At 50.9% G+C, this 20,116-nt stretch carries 16 protein-coding genes; 12 read left to right on the top strand and 4 right to left on the bottom strand.

The window, feature by feature from the left end; genetic code table 11:
* Positions 1-99: 99 nt before the first annotated feature.
* From ACYU87_RS02635 to ACYU87_RS02620, 4 genes are all read left to right on the top strand, one after another.
* Positions 100-714 carry a Crp/Fnr family transcriptional regulator gene (locus ACYU87_RS02635; protein WP_461132470.1) on the top strand — a complete coding sequence of 205 codons (615 nt, stop codon included), beginning with the start codon at positions 100-102 and terminating at the stop codon, positions 712-714.
* Positions 715-809: 95 nt separating this feature from the next.
* Positions 810-1,667, top strand: a complete 858-nt coding sequence (locus ACYU87_RS02630) for an alpha/beta fold hydrolase (protein ID WP_461132469.1) — start codon at positions 810-812, stop codon at positions 1,665-1,667.
* Between the two features lie 27 nt (positions 1,668-1,694).
* Complete coding sequence (locus ACYU87_RS02625; protein ID WP_461132468.1) at positions 1,695-2,663, top strand: zinc-binding alcohol dehydrogenase family protein; 969 nt, start codon at positions 1,695-1,697, stop codon at positions 2,661-2,663.
* Between the two features lie 29 nt (positions 2,664-2,692).
* Complete coding sequence (locus ACYU87_RS02620) at positions 2,693-3,373, top strand: hypothetical protein (protein ID WP_461132467.1); 681 nt, start codon at positions 2,693-2,695, stop codon at positions 3,371-3,373.
* 134 nt (positions 3,374-3,507) lie between these two features.
* Here ACYU87_RS02620 and hslU read toward each other — a convergent pair whose 3' ends face one another.
* On the bottom strand, positions 3,508-4,908 hold the full coding sequence (gene hslU, locus ACYU87_RS02615) for an ATP-dependent protease ATPase subunit HslU (RefSeq protein WP_461132466.1): 1,401 nt from the start codon (positions 4,906-4,908) through the stop codon (positions 3,508-3,510).
* A gap of 166 nt (positions 4,909-5,074) precedes the next feature.
* On the opposite strand from hslU, the gene ACYU87_RS02610 reads away from it, so the two are divergent.
* Complete coding sequence (locus tag ACYU87_RS02610) at positions 5,075-5,320, top strand: DUF433 domain-containing protein (protein WP_461132465.1); 246 nt, start codon at positions 5,075-5,077, stop codon at positions 5,318-5,320.
* Positions 5,317-5,685 (top strand): DUF5615 family PIN-like protein, encoded by a 369-nt coding sequence (locus ACYU87_RS02605; protein ID WP_461132464.1) that lies wholly within the window; start codon positions 5,317-5,319, stop codon positions 5,683-5,685. Before ACYU87_RS02610 ends, ACYU87_RS02605 begins: the two co-directional genes overlap by 4 nt.
* A 9-nt stretch (positions 5,686-5,694) precedes the next feature.
* Here ACYU87_RS02605 and porQ read toward each other — a convergent pair whose 3' ends face one another.
* A complete protein-coding gene (gene porQ, locus ACYU87_RS02600; RefSeq protein ID WP_461132463.1) occupies positions 5,695-6,741 on the bottom strand; it encodes a type IX secretion system protein PorQ in 1,047 nt (348 codons plus the stop codon).
* A 207-nt stretch (positions 6,742-6,948) separates the two neighbouring features.
* Here porQ and ACYU87_RS02595 point away from each other — a divergent pair, with 207 nt between their 5' ends.
* Positions 6,949-8,535, top strand: coding sequence for an acyl-CoA carboxylase subunit beta (locus tag ACYU87_RS02595; protein WP_461132462.1), 1,587 nt, complete (start codon positions 6,949-6,951; stop codon positions 8,533-8,535).
* A gap of 263 nt (positions 8,536-8,798) precedes the next feature.
* Here the strand turns inward: ACYU87_RS02595 and ACYU87_RS02590 are convergent, their stop codons facing one another.
* The gene (locus ACYU87_RS02590; protein WP_461132461.1) at positions 8,799-9,989 is read right to left on the bottom strand and encodes an aspartate aminotransferase family protein; all 1,191 of its coding nucleotides are present in this window, start codon (positions 9,987-9,989) and stop codon (positions 8,799-8,801) included.
* A gap of 46 nt (positions 9,990-10,035) precedes the next feature.
* Between ACYU87_RS02590 and ACYU87_RS02585 the strand changes: the two genes are divergently transcribed.
* From ACYU87_RS02585 to ACYU87_RS02570, 4 genes are all read left to right on the top strand, one after another.
* On the top strand, positions 10,036-11,193 hold the full coding sequence (locus ACYU87_RS02585; protein ID WP_461132460.1) for a hypothetical protein: 1,158 nt from the start codon (positions 10,036-10,038) through the stop codon (positions 11,191-11,193).
* Between the two features lie 566 nt (positions 11,194-11,759).
* A complete protein-coding gene (locus ACYU87_RS02580) occupies positions 11,760-14,957 on the top strand; it encodes a SusC/RagA family TonB-linked outer membrane protein (RefSeq protein WP_461132459.1) in 3,198 nt (1,065 codons plus the stop codon).
* 18 nt (positions 14,958-14,975) lie between these two features.
* Positions 14,976-16,457 (top strand): RagB/SusD family nutrient uptake outer membrane protein, encoded by a 1,482-nt coding sequence (locus ACYU87_RS02575; protein ID WP_461132458.1) that lies wholly within the window; start codon positions 14,976-14,978, stop codon positions 16,455-16,457.
* Between the two features lie 310 nt (positions 16,458-16,767).
* Complete coding sequence (locus tag ACYU87_RS02570) at positions 16,768-18,462, top strand: sodium:solute symporter family protein (RefSeq protein WP_461132457.1); 1,695 nt, start codon at positions 16,768-16,770, stop codon at positions 18,460-18,462.
* Between the two features lie 75 nt (positions 18,463-18,537).
* Here the strand turns inward: ACYU87_RS02570 and ACYU87_RS02565 are convergent, their stop codons facing one another.
* Positions 18,538-19,440, bottom strand: coding sequence for a DUF2911 domain-containing protein (locus ACYU87_RS02565; RefSeq protein ID WP_461132456.1), 903 nt, complete (start codon positions 19,438-19,440; stop codon positions 18,538-18,540).
* A 66-nt stretch (positions 19,441-19,506) separates the two neighbouring features.
* On the opposite strand from ACYU87_RS02565, the gene ACYU87_RS02560 reads away from it, so the two are divergent.
* Complete coding sequence (locus ACYU87_RS02560; protein ID WP_461132455.1) at positions 19,507-20,046, top strand: NUDIX hydrolase; 540 nt, start codon at positions 19,507-19,509, stop codon at positions 20,044-20,046.
* The last annotated feature ends 70 nt before the right edge of the window (positions 20,047-20,116 follow it).

Here is a 20,116-nt window from a genome sequence, read left to right as displayed (position 1 = left end):
AGTATGTTTTCGATCAAGGACTTTGTGAACGTTTAGTAACGTTGGTAAACTATGTAGCTTTAAGCGTTCGTCAGCCGACATCCATTTACCCGTTCGAGCATGTCATTACCGTCACTCATAACGTATTTTGAAACCTACCTGCCCCTTACCGAACAAGAAAGGCAGCACTTCGAAGGCAGAGTCTCCCAGCGGAAAATCAAACGTCGGCAAGCTACTCTTCAGGAAGGTTTTCCCTGTCAGCATTACTCCTTTGTTCTCGAAGGCTGCCTTCGCATGTTTGCCGCTGATAGTAAAGGTGTTGAACATACGATCCAGTTCGCGGCTGAAACCAACTGGATCGCCGACATTGACAGTTTTCATTCAGGAAGGCCCAGCGGTTTTTTTATCGAAGCCATTGAGCCATCGCTTATTCTCCAAATCGAAAAACAGGATCTCTATTTTCTCTATACTGCCATTCCCAAGTTAGATCGCATTTTTAAAGTTATCATCGAGAATAAGTATGTGGAACTGCAAACCCGCGTTCTGCAAACAATCAGTTCTACCGCGCAGGAACGTTACCTGGCCTTTCTTGACCGATACCCGGCGCTGGCCTTGCGGCTCCCCAACACCCAAATCGCTTCTTACCTGGGTATTACGCCGGAATTTCTGAGCAAAATCCGAAAAGACCTCGCTACCACACAGCGCCACCGGAGCGCCGGTCCGACCTTACGCTAGCGTATAACTTACTTTAGTTTAAGGGTATTTCTTAAGCTAGCTTATTTCTGAAAGGTAAACGGTTGGCCAACTTTGCCTTTCTAAAGGATACAACGATGACCTGTCGACTGCTCTTCGTATTGGCACTTATTCCCTCATTGGTATTTGGTCAGCAAGCCGAGATGCGGTATTTTAGGCAGCAGGTCCCTTCACCAGTAGGCTCCATTCCGTACGGTAAAAACCCCAAGGCTGGTCATTACGTTACTGCCGGAGATGCCAGAATCTATTATGAAGTGTACGGAAAAGGCAGACCCCTGGTGGTTTTGCACGGTGGAATCGTCGGCTCGACCTATGAGATGGCCTCCTTTATTGACAGCCTCTCAAAACGTTATCAGGTGATTGCCGTTTCGACCCGGGGCCACGGAAAATCGGAGATGGGTTCTGAATCGCCAGGCTATCCGCGCAAGGCGCAAGATGTCAATGCGATCATTCAGGCGATCACCAACGACAGCGTAACCGTTCTGGGCTTCAGCGATGGTGCTTACACCGGTTATTTTCTGGCGCAGATGTACCCAAAGACCGTTAAGAAGCTGATTGCGATTGGGGCCGGTGAATGGAAAAAAGGGTTCAGGTCGTTTGCCCTTAATCAGACTATACTGTTTGGCATGGATAGCCTGTATTGCCAGCAGCAACTGGCCCTGATGCCGCAGCCGCAACAAGTCGATCAATGGCTCCTAACGGCGAACCAATACTATAATACGGTCAACATAAGCCAGGAGATACTAGGTAGTATCCGGTGCCCGGTATTGGTCATGGTTGGCGAAAAGGATCAGAACGCTCCCTTAGAAACAGTCCTGGCTGCTTATGCAATGATTCCGAAGGCGCAGCTAAGCATTATCCCCAATGCACCACACCCGGTGTTCCTGACAAATTTCCCGGCGGTGTGGGCCAGTATGCTTCCCTTCCTGAACTAGTTAATACTCTTTACACGAACAAACGCCATGAAAGCGGCTGTTATCTATCAAGCGGGTGGGCCCGATGCGCTGATCATTGAGGAGCGTCCCATCCCAACCCCCGGCGAAGGGCAGGTACTGATCCGGGTAAAAGCATTTGGCTTGAACCGCTCCGAATTAATGACCCGTAAAGGCTACTCACCCAGTGTTCGGTTTCCGCGGGTGCTTGGTATCGAATGCGTCGGCGAAGTAGAAGCTGACCCCTCTGGTCAATACACCAAAGGTCAGTCAGTTATGGCGCTGATGGGTGGGATGGGTCGGGATTTCGACGGTAGTTATGCTGAATACACCGTCTTGCCCCGACATCTATTGCATTCGTTCGAGAGCACGCTGTCCTGGGAGGTGCTGGGCGCGATTCCCGAAATGTTTCAAACGGCTTATGGGTCGCTGTATCCGGCCCTGGCTATTCAACCGGGTGAAACACTGCTGATTCGGGGAGGAACCTCATCGGTGGGGATGCTGGCAACCCAACTGGCCAGCCTGGCTGGCCTGACCGTGCTGGCAACAACGCGCAACCCGCAAAAAGAAAAGGCGTTACGTGACAACGGAGCCACACACGTACTCATTGATAACGGCCCACTCCGAGAGGCTGTACGAACAATTTATCCAGAGGGTATTGATAAGGTGCTGGAATTGGTGGGTACAGCTACCCTGCACGACTCACTGACTTGCCTCAAACCCGGCGGTACGGGTTGCATGAGTGGGATGCTGGCCGAAAACTGGACGATTCCGGCTTTCGCCCCGATGGAGTTTATTCCGGCTACGGTGCGACTGACCACCTACGACAGCGGTCAGATAACCAGCCCGACACACGTGTTTCAGCACTTCATCCACCAGATTGAAGCAGGGCAGGTCAAACTCGCCCTCAGCCGAACGTTTACGCTGGAGCAGATCGTGGAAGCGCATCAATTTATGGATAGTAACCAGGGGGCTGGTAAACGGGTTGTGCTGCCTTAACTCATTCTATCAATTAATGACTACCTGCTATGTATAGCATTAAGCTTGTTTTTTTATCCCTGATTAGTAGTCTATTCGCAACTGCCACGACTATGTATGGGCAGGCCATTAAACTGGACAGGGATAAACTGGTACCCAACCAGGTGTCCATGTCGTTCGAGCGGATGATGGGCAAAGAGGCTCTCAAGGTCGTAAAGGACTCGACGATACAAAAGGTAGATGAACCCACTTTTGTGAAAATCAACGGAATCAACTTTACCAATGGCACCATCGAAGTAAAGGTATTGAGCCGACTACTAAAAAATGCCTCAGCATTAGCGCGTGGCTTTATCGGCGTGGCGTTTCGAGTTGACGCGACCAATTCCACCTACGAGTGTATCTATATTCGTCCGACAAATGGCCGGGCAGACGATCAGGTCAGGCGGAATCACTCGACTCAATACTACGCTTACCCTGATTACAAGTTTGATCGCCTGCGCAAAGAATCCCCGGAGAAATACGAATCGTATGCCGATATGACGCTCAATGAGTGGATTACGCTAAAAATTGTCGTGAATGGGCAGGAAGCGAAATTGTATTTGAACGATGCAAAACAACCCTGTTTGATTGTCAAAGACATGAAGCTCGGCGCTACTCAATCGGGCGGGATTGGCCTGTGGGTTGACGTAGGAACAGAAGGATACTTCACGGATCTGAAGATTACCCAATAGGGGAGATAAAACGGCCAATTGTATAGCCAACCTCCGGGCGTATCCCAATTAGCTCTACGCAAATCAAGCGCACTATTTAACAAAAAATAGTCCCGACAATCGGGACTATTTTTTGTTAAATAGTGCGCTTGATGTTACAGGATAAACTGACTCAGGTCCCGATTTTTTACCAGGCTGTTCAGCTTTTCGTTGACGAGTTCCTTCGTGATAACCACGTGGGCATTGGCACCAATAACGTCGGGAATATCGAACATGAAGTCGTTCATAAGGTGACTAAGCACCGTTTGCAGCCGCCGGGCACCAATGTTTTCAACGTCGCCGTTAACCTCAAAGGCGATCCGGGCCAGTTCGCGCAGCGCATCGTCCTGAAAGGTTAGCTCGACGTCTTCGGCCTGGAGCATTGCTTCGTATTGTTTGGTGAGCGCGTTTTTCGGCTCTTTCAGAATCTGGTAGAAATCATCTTCTGACAGGCTTTGCAGTTCTACCCGAATCGGAAAACGACCCTGTAATTCCGGAATTAAGTCGCTGGGCTTGGCGATGTGAAACGCCCCGGCCGCAATGAATAAAATGTGATCTGTGTGAATGACGCCGTACTTGGTATTCACCGCGCTGCCTTCCACAATGGGTAATAGATCCCGTTGCACACCCTCGCGGCTAACGTCGGGTCCACCTCCGCCATTCCCCGAACGGGCCGAAGCCACCTTGTCGATTTCGTCGATGAAAATAATTCCCGCGTCTTCGGCTTTTCGAATGGCTTCTTCTTTCACTTCGTCCATATCGATCAGCTTGGCAGCTTCTTCTTCCAGCAGGATTTTACGGGCTTCGGCAATGGTCACCTTCCGCTTTTTACCCCGCTTGGGCATCATCCCGCCAATCATCTCCTGAATGTTCATCATCGACAAGTCATCGACCGAACCACCCATAATACCAATGTTTGGGGTTTGACTTTGCTGTACGTCAATGTCAATCTTGCGGTCATCCATCTCGCCGGTGCGGATCTTTTCGCGGAACCGTTCGCGGGTACGCTCGTTCAGCTCGGCATCCGGGTCGCCTTGAATGCGGTCGTTTTTCTCATTCTCAAAACCCATCTGGCCGTTGGCGGGCTTGACAGACGGAATCAGAATATCCAGAATCGCATCTTCAACCATCTGGTGGGCCCTTGCCTGAACGGCTTCCTTTTTTGCCGCCCGAACCATATTGACCGCTTGTTCGACCAGGTCGCGCACCATGCTCTCCACATCGCGGCCGACATAGCCAACTTCGGTAAATTTTGAAGCCTCTACCTTAATGAAGGGCGCATCGGCAATTTTGGCTAGCCGTCGGGCAATTTCCGTTTTGCCAACGCCGGTTGCCCCGATCATCAGAATATTGTTCGGTGTAATCTCCCGCTGCATATCAGCGATGCTGTTCATACGGCGCCAGCGATTGCGCAGGGCGATGGCAACATTGCGCTTGGCGTCGTGCTGGCCGATGATGTACTGATCTAATTCGGCAACGATTTGCCGTGGCGTAAGGTCTTTGAGTGATTGGGTCATTGAAGAAACGGAGCGAGTTGAGCGCTCCCTGCTTAGGAAACAAAGGAAACGGGAAAATGTGCCAGAACGCTTGTTTTTAGCACCGACAATCCTTGATAAACGAAATAGAAACGAAGTTCATTCTGAAAAATAGGCTATTTTTACTTCATTAATGAGCTAATTACTTATGAACTGGCGAGCGTACATCCATACTGATCCAGCTATTTTAGGTGGAAAACCCATCATTAAGGGCACACGGCTTTCGGTCGAATTACTGTTAGATCGTTTGGCGAATGGCTGGACGGAACAAATGATTTTTGATAGTTATCCCAACCTGCCGACGGAAGCTTTACAGGCTGTTTACGGGTTTATGCTCGATACGATCAAAGATGACGTATTCCAGATTCAGCCATCTGTTCGACAGGCTTCATGACATCGGTAAGTTATGCATGGTTAGCTGACGAGAACGTACCTGTACCTGCCTTTCGGGTATTAGTTGATGCTGGTTGGGACATAAAACACATCGGTATCGAGAATGGAGGCTTGCCCGATACGGGCGTTATGCAAATGGCTATTGATGAAAATCGACTTCTAATAACGTTTGATGGAGATCATGGGACATTGGTTTTTAAAGATGGTTATCGTCCTTTAGGAATAATCTATTTTCGGTTAGATGCTTACTCTCCTGATTATCCAGGCCACTTATTGATTCAGCTGTTGGCAGACAATTGGCAATTTTACCGATACATCACAGTTGTAGAAGATGCTGTAATTCGGCAAAGAGCGATACCGATATAGTTCCAATTGTTACTTCATCAACCGGTCCAGATCAATCCGTATCGAGAGCTGGCTGGTACCTGCCGTGGGCACGGAGGTAAACCGACCGTAGGTGAGTTGAAAGGCTTTCGCCTGCACCGAGGCACCAAATGAAATACCCGCACCCCCTCCGCCCGTTGTCAGGGTACCTTCAGCCCGTTTCTGGTGGTTATAACCGACCAGCAAATGCACGTTTTTGCTGACCAGTAATTCGGCACCAACGCTCAGGTGGCGGGCCAGCTTCTCCGTTACGCTGGTAGTCGTTGGAATCGGGTTGCCACTCAGATCATACCGGATATTGAGGTTCGGATCGTTGTAGCTGATGTCGAAACGCTGCAGGTGGTGAGCTGTCAGGGTCAGGCGGATGGGCGCGTGCTGGGGTTTCAGGGTCACACCCGCCTGTAAATCAAACGGAAGGCTGGCGTCTGTGGGGCCGTAATTCCTGATCAGGTACCCCACGTTTTTTGCGACCAGCCCGAATGTCAGTCGGTGATTTGGGTGCCGCCATACCCCGCCCAGATCGGCCAGAACCCCAAAAGCAGCATACGATTCGATGGCTGAGCCAACGGCTTTGAAGGTCGCCCCGAGGGTGAAATTGCCCTCTGTACGGGAATGGGTGAGACTAATGGCATAGTCGTTCGCCGAAAACGTACCCAGATTCGTACCAGCCGGATCGGTAAACGTAAACTGGCCGTAACTCAAATACTGCATACCGACCGCCCAGCCTGCGTGCCGCTCCGGGTTTTTGGGCCGGACTGGTAGTCCGTATTGAATGGTGTAGTATTTGGCTGCTGCCAGGTAAGGCATCAAGCTTATGGAGACCAGGTTCGGGCTGACGGAATCGGCCAGGGCGGGGTTATTCAGGTGATAGGCCCCGTCGGGACCGATGGCCGTTGCCACCTGTCCGCCCAGGGCGGCCACACGAGCGTGCGTGGGCAAATCCAGAAAAGAAAAGACACGCTGTCCGCCAAGCGGCTGAGCAACCGTGACCACCGGCCAGGTTAAAACAAAAAGTAGCGTAACGTAGAAGGCTTTCAAACGTAGGTTGGTCGCAGTTTTCACAAAGAAAGCCAATTTTTGGCGGGCCAGTGTATCCACCCGCCTATTCAGAGAAATGGAGTTGATAATACCGTCAGTACAGACAGCAGGGCCGTCAATAAATGTACAAGACAAAAACGGTTTCAACCGTTGGAATCCGCAAGAAAAATTAACTTTGTCTACACGCGTTTACTTACGATCAACGGCATGCCTACTATACCCCTTCAGGAGTTCAATCAAGCCAACATCCCTCAACTATCCAAGGCGGATATTCTGTCGCAGAAAAATGCCGAAGCCGAACTTGGCGGTGGGCAGCACCGTATTGATGCTCAGCACAAAAAGGGGAAATTGACCGCCCGCGAGCGGATCGCTTTGTTGGTTGACGAAGGCTCATTCGAAGAAATTGGCAAGTTTGTCATGCACCGCACCCGCGATTTCGGACTGGATAAGGAACACTACCTGGGCGATGGTGTCGTGACGGGTTACGGTACGGTACATGGTCGGTTGGTTTATGTGTTTGCGCAGGACTTTACCGTTTTCGGTGGCGCTCTGTCCGAAACCCATGCCGAAAAGATCTGTAAACTGATGGACCTGGCGCTGCAAAACGGGGCTCCGTTGGTCGGTCTGAATGACTCGGGTGGCGCCCGTATTCAGGAAGGTGTACTGTCGCTGGCGGGGTACGCCGACATTTTTTACCGGAACACGCGGGCGTCGGGGGTCATTCCCCAACTGTCGGCGGTTATGGGCCCCTGCGCGGGGGGAGCGGTATACAGTCCGGCCATTACCGATTTTATTTTTATGGTCGAGAACACCAGCTATATGTTCGTGACGGGCCCCAACGTGGTGAAAACCGTTACGCATGAGACCGTTACGGCCGAAGAACTGGGTGGTGCCAGCACCCACAGCACTAAATCGGGGGTAACGCACTTTTCCTGCGAAAACGAACTCACCTGCATTCAAAACATTAAACAGGTGTTGAGCTACATTCCGCAAAATTGCGAAGATGAACCGCCCAGGCTGGTTTACGAACCCACCGACGAAGCAAGGCCGAAGCTCAACAACATTATTCCTGCCAACCCCAACCAGCCCTACGACATGCGGGAAGTGATTGAGGAACTAGTTGATACCGGTAGCTTTTTGGAAGTTCACCGGAATTTTGCCGAAAACATTGTTGTGGGTTTTGCCCGAATTGGCGGGCGGAGTATTGGGGTAGTGGGCAACCAGCCTGCGGTCTTAGCCGGGGTGCTCGATATTCACGCCAGTACCAAAGCGGCTCGGTTTGTGCGTTTCTGCGACTGTTTCAACGTGCCCTTGCTGGTACTCGAAGATGTACCCGGTTTTCTGCCCGGCACCGATCAGGAATGGAACGGCATCATTACCAACGGCGCCAAATTGCTGTATGCGTTCTGCGAAGCCACCGTGCCCCGCGTAACGGTCATCACGCGCAAAGCCTACGGGGGGGCTTACGACGTAATGAACTCCAAACACATCGGGGCCGATATGAACTATGCCTGGCCGTCGGCCGAGATTGCCGTCATGGGGGCCAGCGGAGCCGCCGAGATCATTTTCAAACGCGAAATTGCCGAAGCCGATGACCCGCAGGCCAAGTTGCAGGAGAAAGTGCTGGACTATACCGAGAAATTTGCCAACCCGTACCGGGCTGCCAACCGGGGCTATATCGATGAGGTTATCATGCCCGACCAGACTCGCCAGAAGCTTATCCGGGCGTTTACTATGCTGGAAAACAAAGTGGTGACATTGCCCAAGAAGAAACACGGCAATATTCCGTTATAAAATACTTTGGAGGAGATTTGAGTTTAACAAGCCTCAATAATCTCGTTTTACAACCTACAATAAGCTTGACTATATGGCTGGCCAAATTCCTAAAAATTCAGGTAGTTTATTTAAGACCGTCATTATTGGTCTGGCAATCATCTTTGGTATTGCCCTTCTCGTTGGAACGCTCACCGTCCTGTTTCCTTAAAAAGTTTCGACAGGATGAACAGGATTTAATAAACCGCAATCCTGTTCATCCTGTCAATCCTGTCGAAAAAAAATTACCCGTTAATCGCGTCCAGAATAATGGCGCAGGCTTCCCGAATCTGGTCTTCCGTGATGATCAGCGGGGGGGCAATCCGCATGGAATTATTACAGAACAAAAACCAGTCGGTGATAACGCCCTTTTCGATGGCTCGATCAATGACGGGTTTCAGAATGTCGAACGAGTCAAACTCAACGGCCAGCATCAGTCCTTTGCCGCGCACCTCCCGAATGGCCGGATGCACCAGTAGCTGCTTAATTAGCTCTCCTTTCGCTTCGGCCTGTTCATGGAGTTTTTCGTCCTGAATGACCTGTAGCGTCGCCAGGGAGGATGCGCACGAAACCGGGTGCCCGCCAAACGTAGTGATGTGTCCGAGAATCGGGTTGTTTCGGAATACGCTCATGATCTTGGCCGAACTGATGAAGGCACCGATGGGCATACCGCCCCCCATGCCTTTGGCACACAGTAGTATATCCGGAATGGTGTCGAAGGCTTCGAACGCCCAGAAGGTACCCGTCCGGCCAAAACCCGTCTGTATCTCGTCGAAAATCAACAGGGCACCCACGTCCGAACAGCGTTGGCGGACAGCCTGCAAATAGGCTGCGTCGGGAACGCGGACTCCCGCTTCGCCACAAATAACTTCCATCACAACGGTGGCCGTTCGCTGCGTAATCTGCGAAAGGTGAGCCCAGTTTCCGTGCTGAATATGCCGGATATCGGGTAGCAGCGGGCGATAGTTTCGTTTGAAGTTCTCATCGCCGGAAAGCGACAAGGCGCCCTGGGTTGACCCATGGTAGGCGTTAAAGCAACTGATGATTTCACGGCGACCCGTGTAGCGCTTGGCCAGTTTCATCGCGCCCTCAACGGCTTCGGTACCGGAGTTCGTGAAGTAAACTGTATTCAGGCTGGACGGTAAGGTGTCAGCGAGTGCTTGGGCAAGCTCCGTCTGGGGCGTCTGGACGTATTCGCCATAAACCATCAGGTGAAGGTACTTATCCAACTGATTATGAATAGCTGCCAGAACGCGGGGATGCCGATGCCCGATATTGCTTACGCCGATGCCCGAAATCAGGTCCATGTAGGCGGTCTGGCCACCGTTCTCGTAAAGAAAAACGCCCTCGGCCCGGTCGATTTCCAACCCTAGCGGAAAATCGGAGGTCTGGGCTATATGCTGAAAAAATAATTGCCGGTTTGTCACCGTGTGCATGCTAGAATGATCAATATTGTCTCTGCAAAAGTCAACACCTCCAGCCATGAAAACAGTTCTCCTTGCCTTGTTACTGAGCCCCACAATTTTACTGGCCCAGCGGATCAACGTTACCCCACAGGATACGGAACGTAAGCATTCGTACCTGATTATGCGCGATGGTACAACGTTGCGCGGGCATATTGTGCGTCAGGACAGCTCGATCATTTCGGTACGAAAATCAAACGGCGATATGTCGTACGTAGAGGCCGATCAGGTCGTCTCTGTTTCCGCCAGTCGCCCGACCGAGCGGCCTACACCACCGGCGTCCGGGGAGTTGCCCTACACGGTATTCATTCTGAAAGACGGCACGAATCTCCGCGGGAAATTCGTCAGGCGCGACAGCACCATGATAACCGTCCGGAAGCAGAACGGGCAGCTAACCTACTTCGAGCCGGAACTGCTCGTTCGGGTCGATTCGGTACAAACGCAGGCCGAACCCGTTCCGCTGTCGGAGGTTGCCGAACGTGCGTTTCCAAATCGGTTCTCGCCCTGGCTATTGACGGGTCAGGCGGCCTACAATGCCGAGAAAGGGCGCTTGTACTACCGAAACACGTTCCTGTTGCTGAATGAATTTCAGTACGGTGTTTCGCGTAACCTGAGTATTGGCGTCAACGTAAACCCATTCTTCGGAATAATCAATGCCGAAAACGGCGCACGGGAAACGATACTGGGGGCCACAATCCGCATCAACAGCAAGTTGACGTTTCCCATCGGCGAGCAGTTTCGGGTTGGCGTCAATGCCATCTATCAGCCCAGCCAGCGGGGGTATTACTTCAGAATAAACCAGCAATTAGTGTTTCAGGGACTTATGTCGTTTGGCAACAGCCAGCGAAATGCTACTCTCGGCTACGGGATGCGGCTCTACCCCGGAAACAGTCTGAGCGGCAAGACGACTTACGTAACAGCGGGAGTAATGCATAAAATCTCGCATAACCTGACGTTTCTCAGCGACAACACCTTTTACCTGAACCCTTACCGGGGCGGTACTAATGCGGAGTTATCCGTAGCGCTTCGCCTGAACCGTAGCCGACACGCGTTCGATATTGGTGTGCTGGGTGTTGTGCAGGCTTATTATTCATACCTGTATGGCTACTATCAGCCCCGCCCTCAAACATACGTTTATCCGTACATTGCGTATAACCTGATTATCGGACGTAACTAGGTAAGCGGGCCTGCCTCTACTCTTCTCCAATTTGCCTGCTGATTAGGTGCGAGCCTGTCTGGTCCAAGTCGCAACAGTACACTGTTGCGACTTGGACCAGACAGGCTCTTTTTTATTCCATCTCAGTGGTATTGTGTGATCAGATTGGATTCAAAAAAGCGGGTTATTTATCCGGCATTTTGGCGTAGAGACGAAAAAAGATTTCGTGAAGATGAATTGTCTTGAATTTTATTGGGCCAATCGACTATAGTAACTACTTATTGATCAGTATTTATTAGTCACTGAATGGAACCAAGTAGTATTTATAAACAAAGAAATAATGCGCCTATTTCAATGCCAAGTCTCTATACGCTTTAAAAAGTTGACTGTGGCCGGTTTGAGTAGCAGCACCCAAAAAGTAAAAAGTTAATATACATTCATTGGATTGTGAAAAAATAGTGAAATGCCATATTAAATATGTAGATAGAGAAATATTAAAATACAATATGTTGCATTTTGCGATTATCATGTAATTTTGCGGTCAGTATTAAAAAGGCGTTAAAAAGCATTTAATCTGGTCACACTTCATGAAGAAAATTTTATCAGCCATCTGGCTATTTACACTCCTGTTCAGTTTGCCGGTGCTGGCGCAGGACAATCTAGTGACGGGACGCGTTACGTCATCAGAAGACAAATCCGGCTTGCCGGGTGTGAGCGTTCAGCTCAAGGGAACCACCCGTGGTACTACGACCGACGCTGAAGGGAATTACCGATTAAACGTACCGGCTACTGGTAGTCTGGTCTTTAGTTTTATCGGCTTTGCTTCGCAGGAAGTGGCGATCGGCAATAAATCGACCATTGCTGTTATGCTGGTGCCCGATGCGTCTAATCTGGACGAAGTTATCGTCACAACGTTCGGTACCGCCAAGCGAGCCTCTTTCACCGGCTCGGCCGGTACGCTTTCACCGACCCAAATTCAGGATCGTCCTGTGAATAACCTGGCTCAGGCATTGTCGGGAGCCGTGTCGGGGGTTCAAACAACCGCCGGCAATGGACAGCCCGGCGCATCTCCGCTTATTCGTATTCGGGGCTTTGGCTCGATCTCTTCGGGTAATGATCCACTGTATGTAGTGGACGGAATTCCGTATTCGGGGGATATCTCGAACATCAGCCCGAACGACATTGATAATATTTCGGTCCTGAAAGATGCTGCGTCGACGGCATTGTACGGAGCGCGTGCTGCTAACGGGGTGGTGGTTGTGACCACAAAAAAAGGTCAGAAAGATCGTAGTTCGATCAACGTTCGCTACACGAAAGGAATAAGCACTAGGGGCTTACCGGAGTACGAGCGGGTAGATGTCGGGGAATATTACCCGCTCATGTGGGAAACCTACCGCAACAGTATTGCCTATCGCACTACAAACCCGGTCGCTCTGGCTACCGCCAGTCAGGATGCTACAAACCGGCTGATCAGCCTGGTTGGCTATAACGTATATAACGTAGCGGACAATCAGGTCGTCGATGTTAACGGTCAGATGAATCCCAACGCACAACTGAAGTTTTCGCCCGATGATCTGAACTGGGAGAAACCACTGACCCGCCAGGGAAACCGGGATGAGTTGAACGTAAGCTTTGCGGGTGGTCAGAACAAGACGGATTATTTTATGTCGTTGTCATACCTGAGCGATAAGAGCTACTTGATTCGATCGGACTTCAACCGTGTTACGGGCCGACTCAGCGTCAATTCGCAAATGAAACCCTGGTTACGGACGGGTGCAAACCTGGCGGCAACGTTTACGAAATCGAACCAGGCAGATGCGGGGGGCAACACAGGTAGTACGTCATTCGTTAATCCATTCTTCTTTTCGCGTAACATGGGACCTATCTACCCCGTCTATGCGTACGATCCAAACAATCCAGGTCAGTTCCTAACGTTGCCCAACGGGAACAGACGCTGGGATTATGGCAACCTGACCGCGCTGGGCTTACCATCCAGACCGCAGTACGGGGGGCGGCACGCTATTGCCGAAACGCTGTTAAATCAGAACTATTTTCGTCGGAATGTACTGAGTGCCAGGGGCTATGCCGAAATTTCGTTTTTAAACGACTTTAAGTTTACCGCGAATATTGGTGCGGATCTTACGAATACGAATACCTACACGTTCTGGAACCCGGAAATTGGGGACGGTGCTCCGGCGGGTCGGGCGACGCACGAATTTCAGAATATCAACAGCTTCAACCTTAACCAGTTGTTGAATTACAACAAGTCGTTCGGGAAGCACAATGTCGAGGTGTTACTTGGTCACGAAAACTTTCAGGTGGGCGATAACAATCTGGAAGGAGCGCGTACACAGCAAATTGTGGAGGGCAACTATGAATTGGTCAATTTCACGACCACCACAAACCTGGCTTCAGTTTCCTTCATGCGTCGGGTAGAAGGGTACTTCTCGCGGATCAATTACGATTACGATCAGAAATATTTCCTTTCGGCTTCGGTTCGACGCGATGGCTCCAGCAAGTTCTATCAGGATGCCCGTTGGGGAACCTTCTATTCCGTTAGTGGGGCCTGGCGTATCGACCAGGAGAACTTTCTGCGGTCAATTCCAACGATCAATGCGCTCAAATTGAGAGCATCTTACGGACAGACGGGTAACGATGGAGGGGGTACTACGGGCCAATCGGCACAGGATAATACCATTAGTTATTTCGCCTGGCAGGCGTTGTACGGACTGGGTAGCTGGAATAACGCATCAGAAGCGGGCATTCTGCAAACGAGCCTGGGTAACCGTAATCTGGAGTGGGAGTCCAGTAACGCTTTTGACGCAGCCCTTGAATTCAGTCTGTTTAAAGGGCGGGTTTCGGGTACGGTTGAATACTTCGACCGCCGTTCGTCAAACCTGATCTTTGCCGTGCCGTTACCGTTATCGGCGGGAATATCGACGGTCACGCGCAACATTGGAACGATGTATAACCGGGGTATGGAGATCGAATTAGGTGTTGAACCGATTCGCACAAAGGACTTTACCTGGCGTCTCGACATGAATGCTACCCGCATTAAGAACCGGATCACGAAAATGCCGGATGAGAATCCCGAAATTATTGACGGAACTAAAAAACTCGCCGTTGGCCAGTCCATCTATGACTACTGGTTACGGGAATACAGGGGTGTGAATCCAGCCACGGGTGAGGCTCAATACCGGGCGGCTAGTTACGTAGCATCTAACTCACGCATCACAGAAACGGGCGATACGCTAACGACCAGTGTGAACAACGCCCGTTATCATTACAACGGATCATCTATTCCGGCGCTGTCGGGCGGGTTTACGAATAAGTTTACGTACAAAGGAATTTCGCTCACGGCGCTGTTTGTGTACCAGTTGGGCGGTAAAACCTACGATGGTGCTTATGCTGGTTTAATGAGTTCAGGTGGCTACGGTAGCGCGAAAAGCGTCGACATTCTGAAGCGTTGGCAGAAGCCCGGCGATATTACTGACGTGCCCCGGATGGATGCGGGCCGGACTACCGATTTCGATGCCGCGTCAGATCGTTGGTTGATTGATGCCAGCTATCTGAACATACGTTCCGTAACGTTATCATACTCGTTGCCAACCATTGTCGCTCGTAAACTATTCCTGGAAAACGCTCAGGTTTACGTGAGTGGCGAAAACTTCTTTTTCCTGTCGCGCCGGACAGGCATGAATGTGCAGCAGCAATTTAGTGGCGTAACCAGCAACGCATTCAGCCCGGCCAAGAGCTTAGTATTGGGCGTCTCATTTACGCTTTAAGAACCGAAACATCAACTCATGAAACTAAAATTTCTGACGCTTGGAATGGCATTGAGTCTGCTGACCACGTCGTGCGAAAAAGATTATCTGGATACGGCCCCCACCGGTAGCATTGATGCCAGTGCGGCCTTCTCTACCACGAAAAATGCCAGTGCGGCCATCAACGGAATTTACCGGGCCATGGTTGTCCGGTACTTGAGCTCACAGGGGCACTTTGGCCACCCAGCCATGATGATCATTCAGGATGTGCTCGGTGAAGATGTGGTAATCAGTAACACATCGAATACCTGGCATGTGAATGAAACTCGCTGGCTGGCCCACCGCGATGAGAACTCTACGGGTGACCAGTTGCCTTATCAGTTATACTACCGGCTCATTGGCAATGCCAATATTGCGATTGCTAACATTGATAATGCGGCTGGCACGCAAGCTGAGCGAAACCAGGTGAAAGGCGAGGCACTCGGTATTCGGGCTTTCTCGTATTTCAACTTGGTGCAGCTCTTCGGTAAGCGGTACGACGCGGCTGCTAAACCCAATAGCCAGCTTGGCGTGCCGCTGGTGCTAACCCCAGTGACGGAAGGATCAGCCCGGGCTACGGTAGAAGACGTATATACGCAGATTAACAAAGATCTGACCGATGCTGCAACGCTGCTGACCAGTACCCGCAGCTTTAAATCGCACATCAACCTCGACGTGATCAAGGGCTTTCAGGCGCGGGTAGCTTTAGCGCAGCAAAACTGGGCCGATGCCGCCAAATATGCCGCTGAAGCCCGCAAGTCGTATACGCTGATGAGCGTTGCTCAGTACCAGGAAGGCTTTTCGGATATCAGCAATCCCGAGTGGATGTGGGGCTTTGATCACGTTGAAGATCAGTCAGAAACGTTTGGGGCGTTTCATTCGTACATGTCGTCGAACTTCAACTCGACGAACATTCGGGCGACGCCGAAATCCATCAATAGTCTGCTCTACGACCAGATTCCCACGGCGGATGTGCGGTCGAAGATGTGGGTTAAAACGCCAACAACGGCTAACTCGGTTGTGCCCACGGGTGGTGTGCGGGTCCCTTACCTGAACCAGAAGTTTCGGTTGCCGGGTACACCATCGACCAGCACCATGGGCGACGTTCCGTACATGCGGGCTGCGGAGATGTACCTCATCGAAGCCGAAGCGCAGGCACGGTCCGGCAATACCGCTCTGGCGGCTACTGCTTTATTCGATTTGGTCAGCAAGCGCGATCCGTCGTACGTAAAGTCAACCAAAACAGGTACGGCGTTGGTAGACGAGATTTTGTTTCAACGACGCATCGAGCTTTGGGGTGAAGGCTTCCGGTTTACGGACCTGAAACGCATGAACCAGCCGCTGAACCGAAACGGTACGACGAATATCAGCAGTGCTGTCGTGGTGATCTTCGATGTACCGGCTGGTGATAATCAATGGGAATTCCTGATTCCACGGCGCGAGATCAACGCGAACCCCAAAATTGTGCAGAACCCGCTGTAGTTAATTATAGGTTTACTATCAACCCGCCTGACTGTGCATGCAGTCAGGCGGGTTATTTTTTAGGCGATCTTGATTGAACGAGAGCAATGGACCGAACAGGGGTAAATGAGTTGCTGGCTGGGTAATATCGAAGACGATACACCGATTTCCGCTATTTTCGCCGTTATTGTCAGATAAGTCATCCCTACATGCCCGAAAACCCTTCTGATCTGCCGCCTTTTGCTCGCTCATGGACGCAACTCTATACTATCGTGATTGGTAGCCTGGTTGCCGAAATTGTGTTTTTCTACCTGTTAATGCGCTGGCTGTCATGAGTGTTCTCGACTGGAGCGTGTTGGCGTTTTCGCTGGTGGGTATCATTGCCTATGGGTTGTGGCGCAGTCGGGGCAGCCGCAGCATGGACGATTACCTGCTGGCCGGGCAATCGTTGCCCTGGTACCATGTCGGGCTTTCGGTTATGGCAACGCAGGCCAGCGCCGTCACATTTTTGTCGGCACCGGGGCAGGGCTTTACGGACGGCATGCGGTTTGTACAATTCTATTTTGGCCTGCCGCTGGCTATGGTTGTGCTGTCTGTTACGTTCGTTCCTATTTTCCATAAGCTGCGTATTTACACGGCCTACGAATTTCTGGAAACCCGTTTTGATGCCCGTGTAAGAACTCTTACCGCCGGTCTTTTTCTGCTGCAACGTGGCCTGTCGACAGGTTTGTCGATCTACGCCCCGGCCATTATCCTGTCAACCATTCTGGGCTGGAATATTTACTGGACAAATCTGCTCATGGGGGGCATCGTGCTCGTCTACACCGTAACGGGTGGCACAAAGGCCATTTCGTACACACACCTTCAGCAGATGGCCATTGTTACCCTGGCTATGGGACTGGCTGGCTACCTGACCGTTAAGATGTTGCCGGAAAGCGTTGGGTTTGTCGATGCGTTACACATTGCGGGTGAGGCCGGACGTATGAACCTGATCGACCTTAAATTTGACCCCAATAGCCGTTATAATCTGTGGTCGGGTTTGATTGGTGGTTTCTTTCTTCAGCTATCGTACTTCGGCACCGACCAGTCGCAGGTGGGGCGCTACCTGACCGGACAGTCCATTGGGCAAAGTCGGCTGGGGTTATTGATGAATGGGCTGTTAAAAGTGCCCATGCAGTTTCTAATTCTGCTGGTGGGTGTGCTGGTGTTTGTCTTTTATCAATACAACCCATCGCCTACCTTCTTCAACAAACAGGAAACCGACCGCCTGAAGCAAAGTAAGTACGCGTCTGCCTACCAGTTGGCCGAAATAAAGCACCAGAACCTGACGGGGCAGCGGCAACGGGCGGTGCAGGCTATGCAGGTGGCTCTGAAAACAGATAATGAAGCTGCGCAGGATGCGGCCGGTACGATGTTGCGCCAGACGGATGAAGCCCTGAAGGCCGTGAAAACGGACGTGACCAAGCTCATTCAGCAGAATAATCCATCGGCCGATGTCAACGATGTTAATTACGTTTTTCTGCGGTTCGTACTCGATTACCTGCCGCATGGACTGATCGGTTTGCTGATCGCCGTCATTTTCAGCGCGTCGATGGGGAGTATCGCTTCCGCTTATAATTCGCTGGCCTCGACAACCGTTGTTGACATTTACAAACGACTGATCAAGAGTGATTCCGACGACGCGCATTACCTGAATGTGTCGCGCTGGTCTACCGTAGGGTGGGGGGTATTTTGCATTATTGTCGCCCAGTTTGCTAATCGGTTGGGTAGTATGATTGAAGCCGTCAATATTCTGGGGTCGTTGTTTTACGGCGTCATTCTTGGTGTATTCGTCGTGGCTTTTTACGTCAAATCAATTGGAGGCCGGGCTACGTTCTGGGCGTCGATACTGGCCGAGATACTGGTCATTGTGAGTTGGTATCTGGATCTGACCGCTTTCTTATGGCTCAACGCCATCGGGTGTCTGCTGGTTGTGGGCATTGCCTGGGTGTTGCAGCAAATCATGCCCCGAACGACTAAGGCGTAACGAAATTGAGAAGTATAAAGCAGCCCGGTCCGAACGTTCGGACCGGGCTGCTTTGTCTGGAGATCAGGCGGTCGCTTACGCCTTTTTCTTACCCTTTCCGCTTTTCATACCGGGCATGTTGGGAATTTTAGCGGTGTATTCCTCAATGCTTTTTTCGATGCCTTCCTTGAAGAACGGAAACGCCGAATCATTGGACGACTGACCCATTGATAGCGCCTTTTGCGCCACGGGAACCGCATCCGTGTATCTACCCATTTTGCCCAGAATCTGCGATTTTACGTACAGATTGCGGTAGGTTTCTTTCAGGGAAATTGACTTATCGATCCACGTTAATGCCTGCTCCAGGTTGCGGTTTTTCGAGAGATTGTAGTTGGCCGCGGCCTGTAACACAGCCGCATCGTCGGGTTTGTCGGCTACGGCTTTGTCTACATTGGCGGCCGCGTTGGCGTTTACGTCAACGCGCAGGTCAGCGCTGGCTTTCGAATTGGCCCACATGAAATTCAGTTTAGCCGTGCTATCGGTCAAGTCGCCGAAACCAATGGTAAAGGTTTCGATTTTTTCGTCGTTTGCCTGAGGGCTCAGGTCTACCCGCAACACGTCGTCGGCTTGCTTGTACGACGCTTCAGTAACGGCTTTGTCTTTGTTGAAGATCAGCGTAAACGCGTCGGCGGTTGGAATCGACATAATCGAATAGCTACCCGCTGGTAAGGTTTTGCCGTTTACCATCAAATCAGTTGAGGTGGTAAAAACCGTAGCGCCATTGGCACCGGTGCGCCAGACTTTGCCCGCCGGAACGAACGAGCCGACGAATGGAGTGCGCCCTTTCAGACTTGGCCGGGAGTATGTTACGGTCAAATCGGTTGTGCCTATGGTTTGCATAACTGATGCGCCGGGGCTGGGTGACGGTAATTTAATCTGGGCGGTGGCCAGTTGAGCGGCTAAACAAAAAGTAACGGCTGTAAGCGAAAGTTTGCGCATGATTGTCGATAGACTATTTGAAAATCTGCCCCAAATTGCGACTTTTTTACGCAAATAACCAACTATATGCACCGCGACCCATTGCTCGTTCTACTGCAAAAACATAGCCCTGCTGATGCGCTCGAACAGTCGATGACACAGGCTACCCTTGCGTTTGTTCGGACATATCCCAACTGCTTCGATCGGGCCTTGTTGATTGGTCATATCACAGGGTCGGCCTGGGTTGTCAGCCCTGATCGTCAGCAGGTGTTACTCATTCATCATCGGAAACTTGATCGATGGTTACAGCCCGGCGGACATGCTGATGGCGATCCTGATGTAGCTGCGGTAGCCCTGCGCGAAGCCCGCGAAGAAACCGGACTGGCCTCGTTAAAGCTGGTATCCGATGGTATTTTCGACGTTGATGTTCACGAAATTCCAGTCAGAAAAGGTGTTCCGGCGCACCTGCACTACGACATTCGTTTTTTGCTCGAAGCGGACCCACTGGAAGCGTTTGGCAATTCTGACGAAATAACGAATATTCAATGGTTTTCTGTAAAAACGGTAGAAAATTTAACAGATTCGGAGTCAATTTTAAGAATGGTGCGAAAAAATGTAAAAAACTAGAAATATAGTAGCTATTTTAATTGTTTTTTAATTCAACAGAGTCTTAGATTTGTTGGACAACAAAACCATA

The organism is Spirosoma lituiforme, from assembly GCF_054776635.1.
The sequence above is the reverse complement of the archived record's forward strand: the minus strand, read 5'-3'. Positions and strand labels throughout refer to the sequence as shown.

Coding starts and splice junctions, on each gene's coding strand:
- ACYU87_RS02625 (WP_461132468.1), top strand. CDS start 1,695: ATGAAAGCGGCTGTTATCTATCAAGCGGGTGGGCCCGATGCGCTGATC.
- ACYU87_RS02565 (WP_461132456.1), bottom strand. CDS start 19,440: ATGCGCAAACTTTCGCTTACAGCCGTTACTTTTTGTTTAGCCGCTCAA.
- ACYU87_RS02570 (WP_461132457.1), top strand. CDS start 16,768: ATGAGTGTTCTCGACTGGAGCGTGTTGGCGTTTTCGCTGGTGGGTATC.
- hslU (WP_461132466.1), bottom strand. CDS start 4,908: ATGACCCAATCACTCAAAGACCTTACGCCACGGCAAATCGTTGCCGAA.
- ACYU87_RS02630 (WP_461132469.1), top strand. CDS start 810: ATGACCTGTCGACTGCTCTTCGTATTGGCACTTATTCCCTCATTGGTA.
- ACYU87_RS02580 (WP_461132459.1), top strand. CDS start 11,760: ATGAAGAAAATTTTATCAGCCATCTGGCTATTTACACTCCTGTTCAGT.
- ACYU87_RS02590 (WP_461132461.1), bottom strand. CDS start 9,989: ATGCACACGGTGACAAACCGGCAATTATTTTTTCAGCATATAGCCCAG.
- ACYU87_RS02635 (WP_461132470.1), top strand. CDS start 100: ATGTCATTACCGTCACTCATAACGTATTTTGAAACCTACCTGCCCCTT.
- ACYU87_RS02585 (WP_461132460.1), top strand. CDS start 10,036: ATGAAAACAGTTCTCCTTGCCTTGTTACTGAGCCCCACAATTTTACTG.
- ACYU87_RS02620 (WP_461132467.1), top strand. CDS start 2,693: ATGTATAGCATTAAGCTTGTTTTTTTATCCCTGATTAGTAGTCTATTC.
- ACYU87_RS02605 (WP_461132464.1), top strand. CDS start 5,317: ATGACATCGGTAAGTTATGCATGGTTAGCTGACGAGAACGTACCTGTA.
- ACYU87_RS02610 (WP_461132465.1), top strand. CDS start 5,075: ATGAACTGGCGAGCGTACATCCATACTGATCCAGCTATTTTAGGTGGA.
- ACYU87_RS02595 (WP_461132462.1), top strand. CDS start 6,949: ATGCCTACTATACCCCTTCAGGAGTTCAATCAAGCCAACATCCCTCAA.
- ACYU87_RS02575 (WP_461132458.1), top strand. CDS start 14,976: ATGAAACTAAAATTTCTGACGCTTGGAATGGCATTGAGTCTGCTGACC.
- ACYU87_RS02560 (WP_461132455.1), top strand. CDS start 19,507: ATGCACCGCGACCCATTGCTCGTTCTACTGCAAAAACATAGCCCTGCT.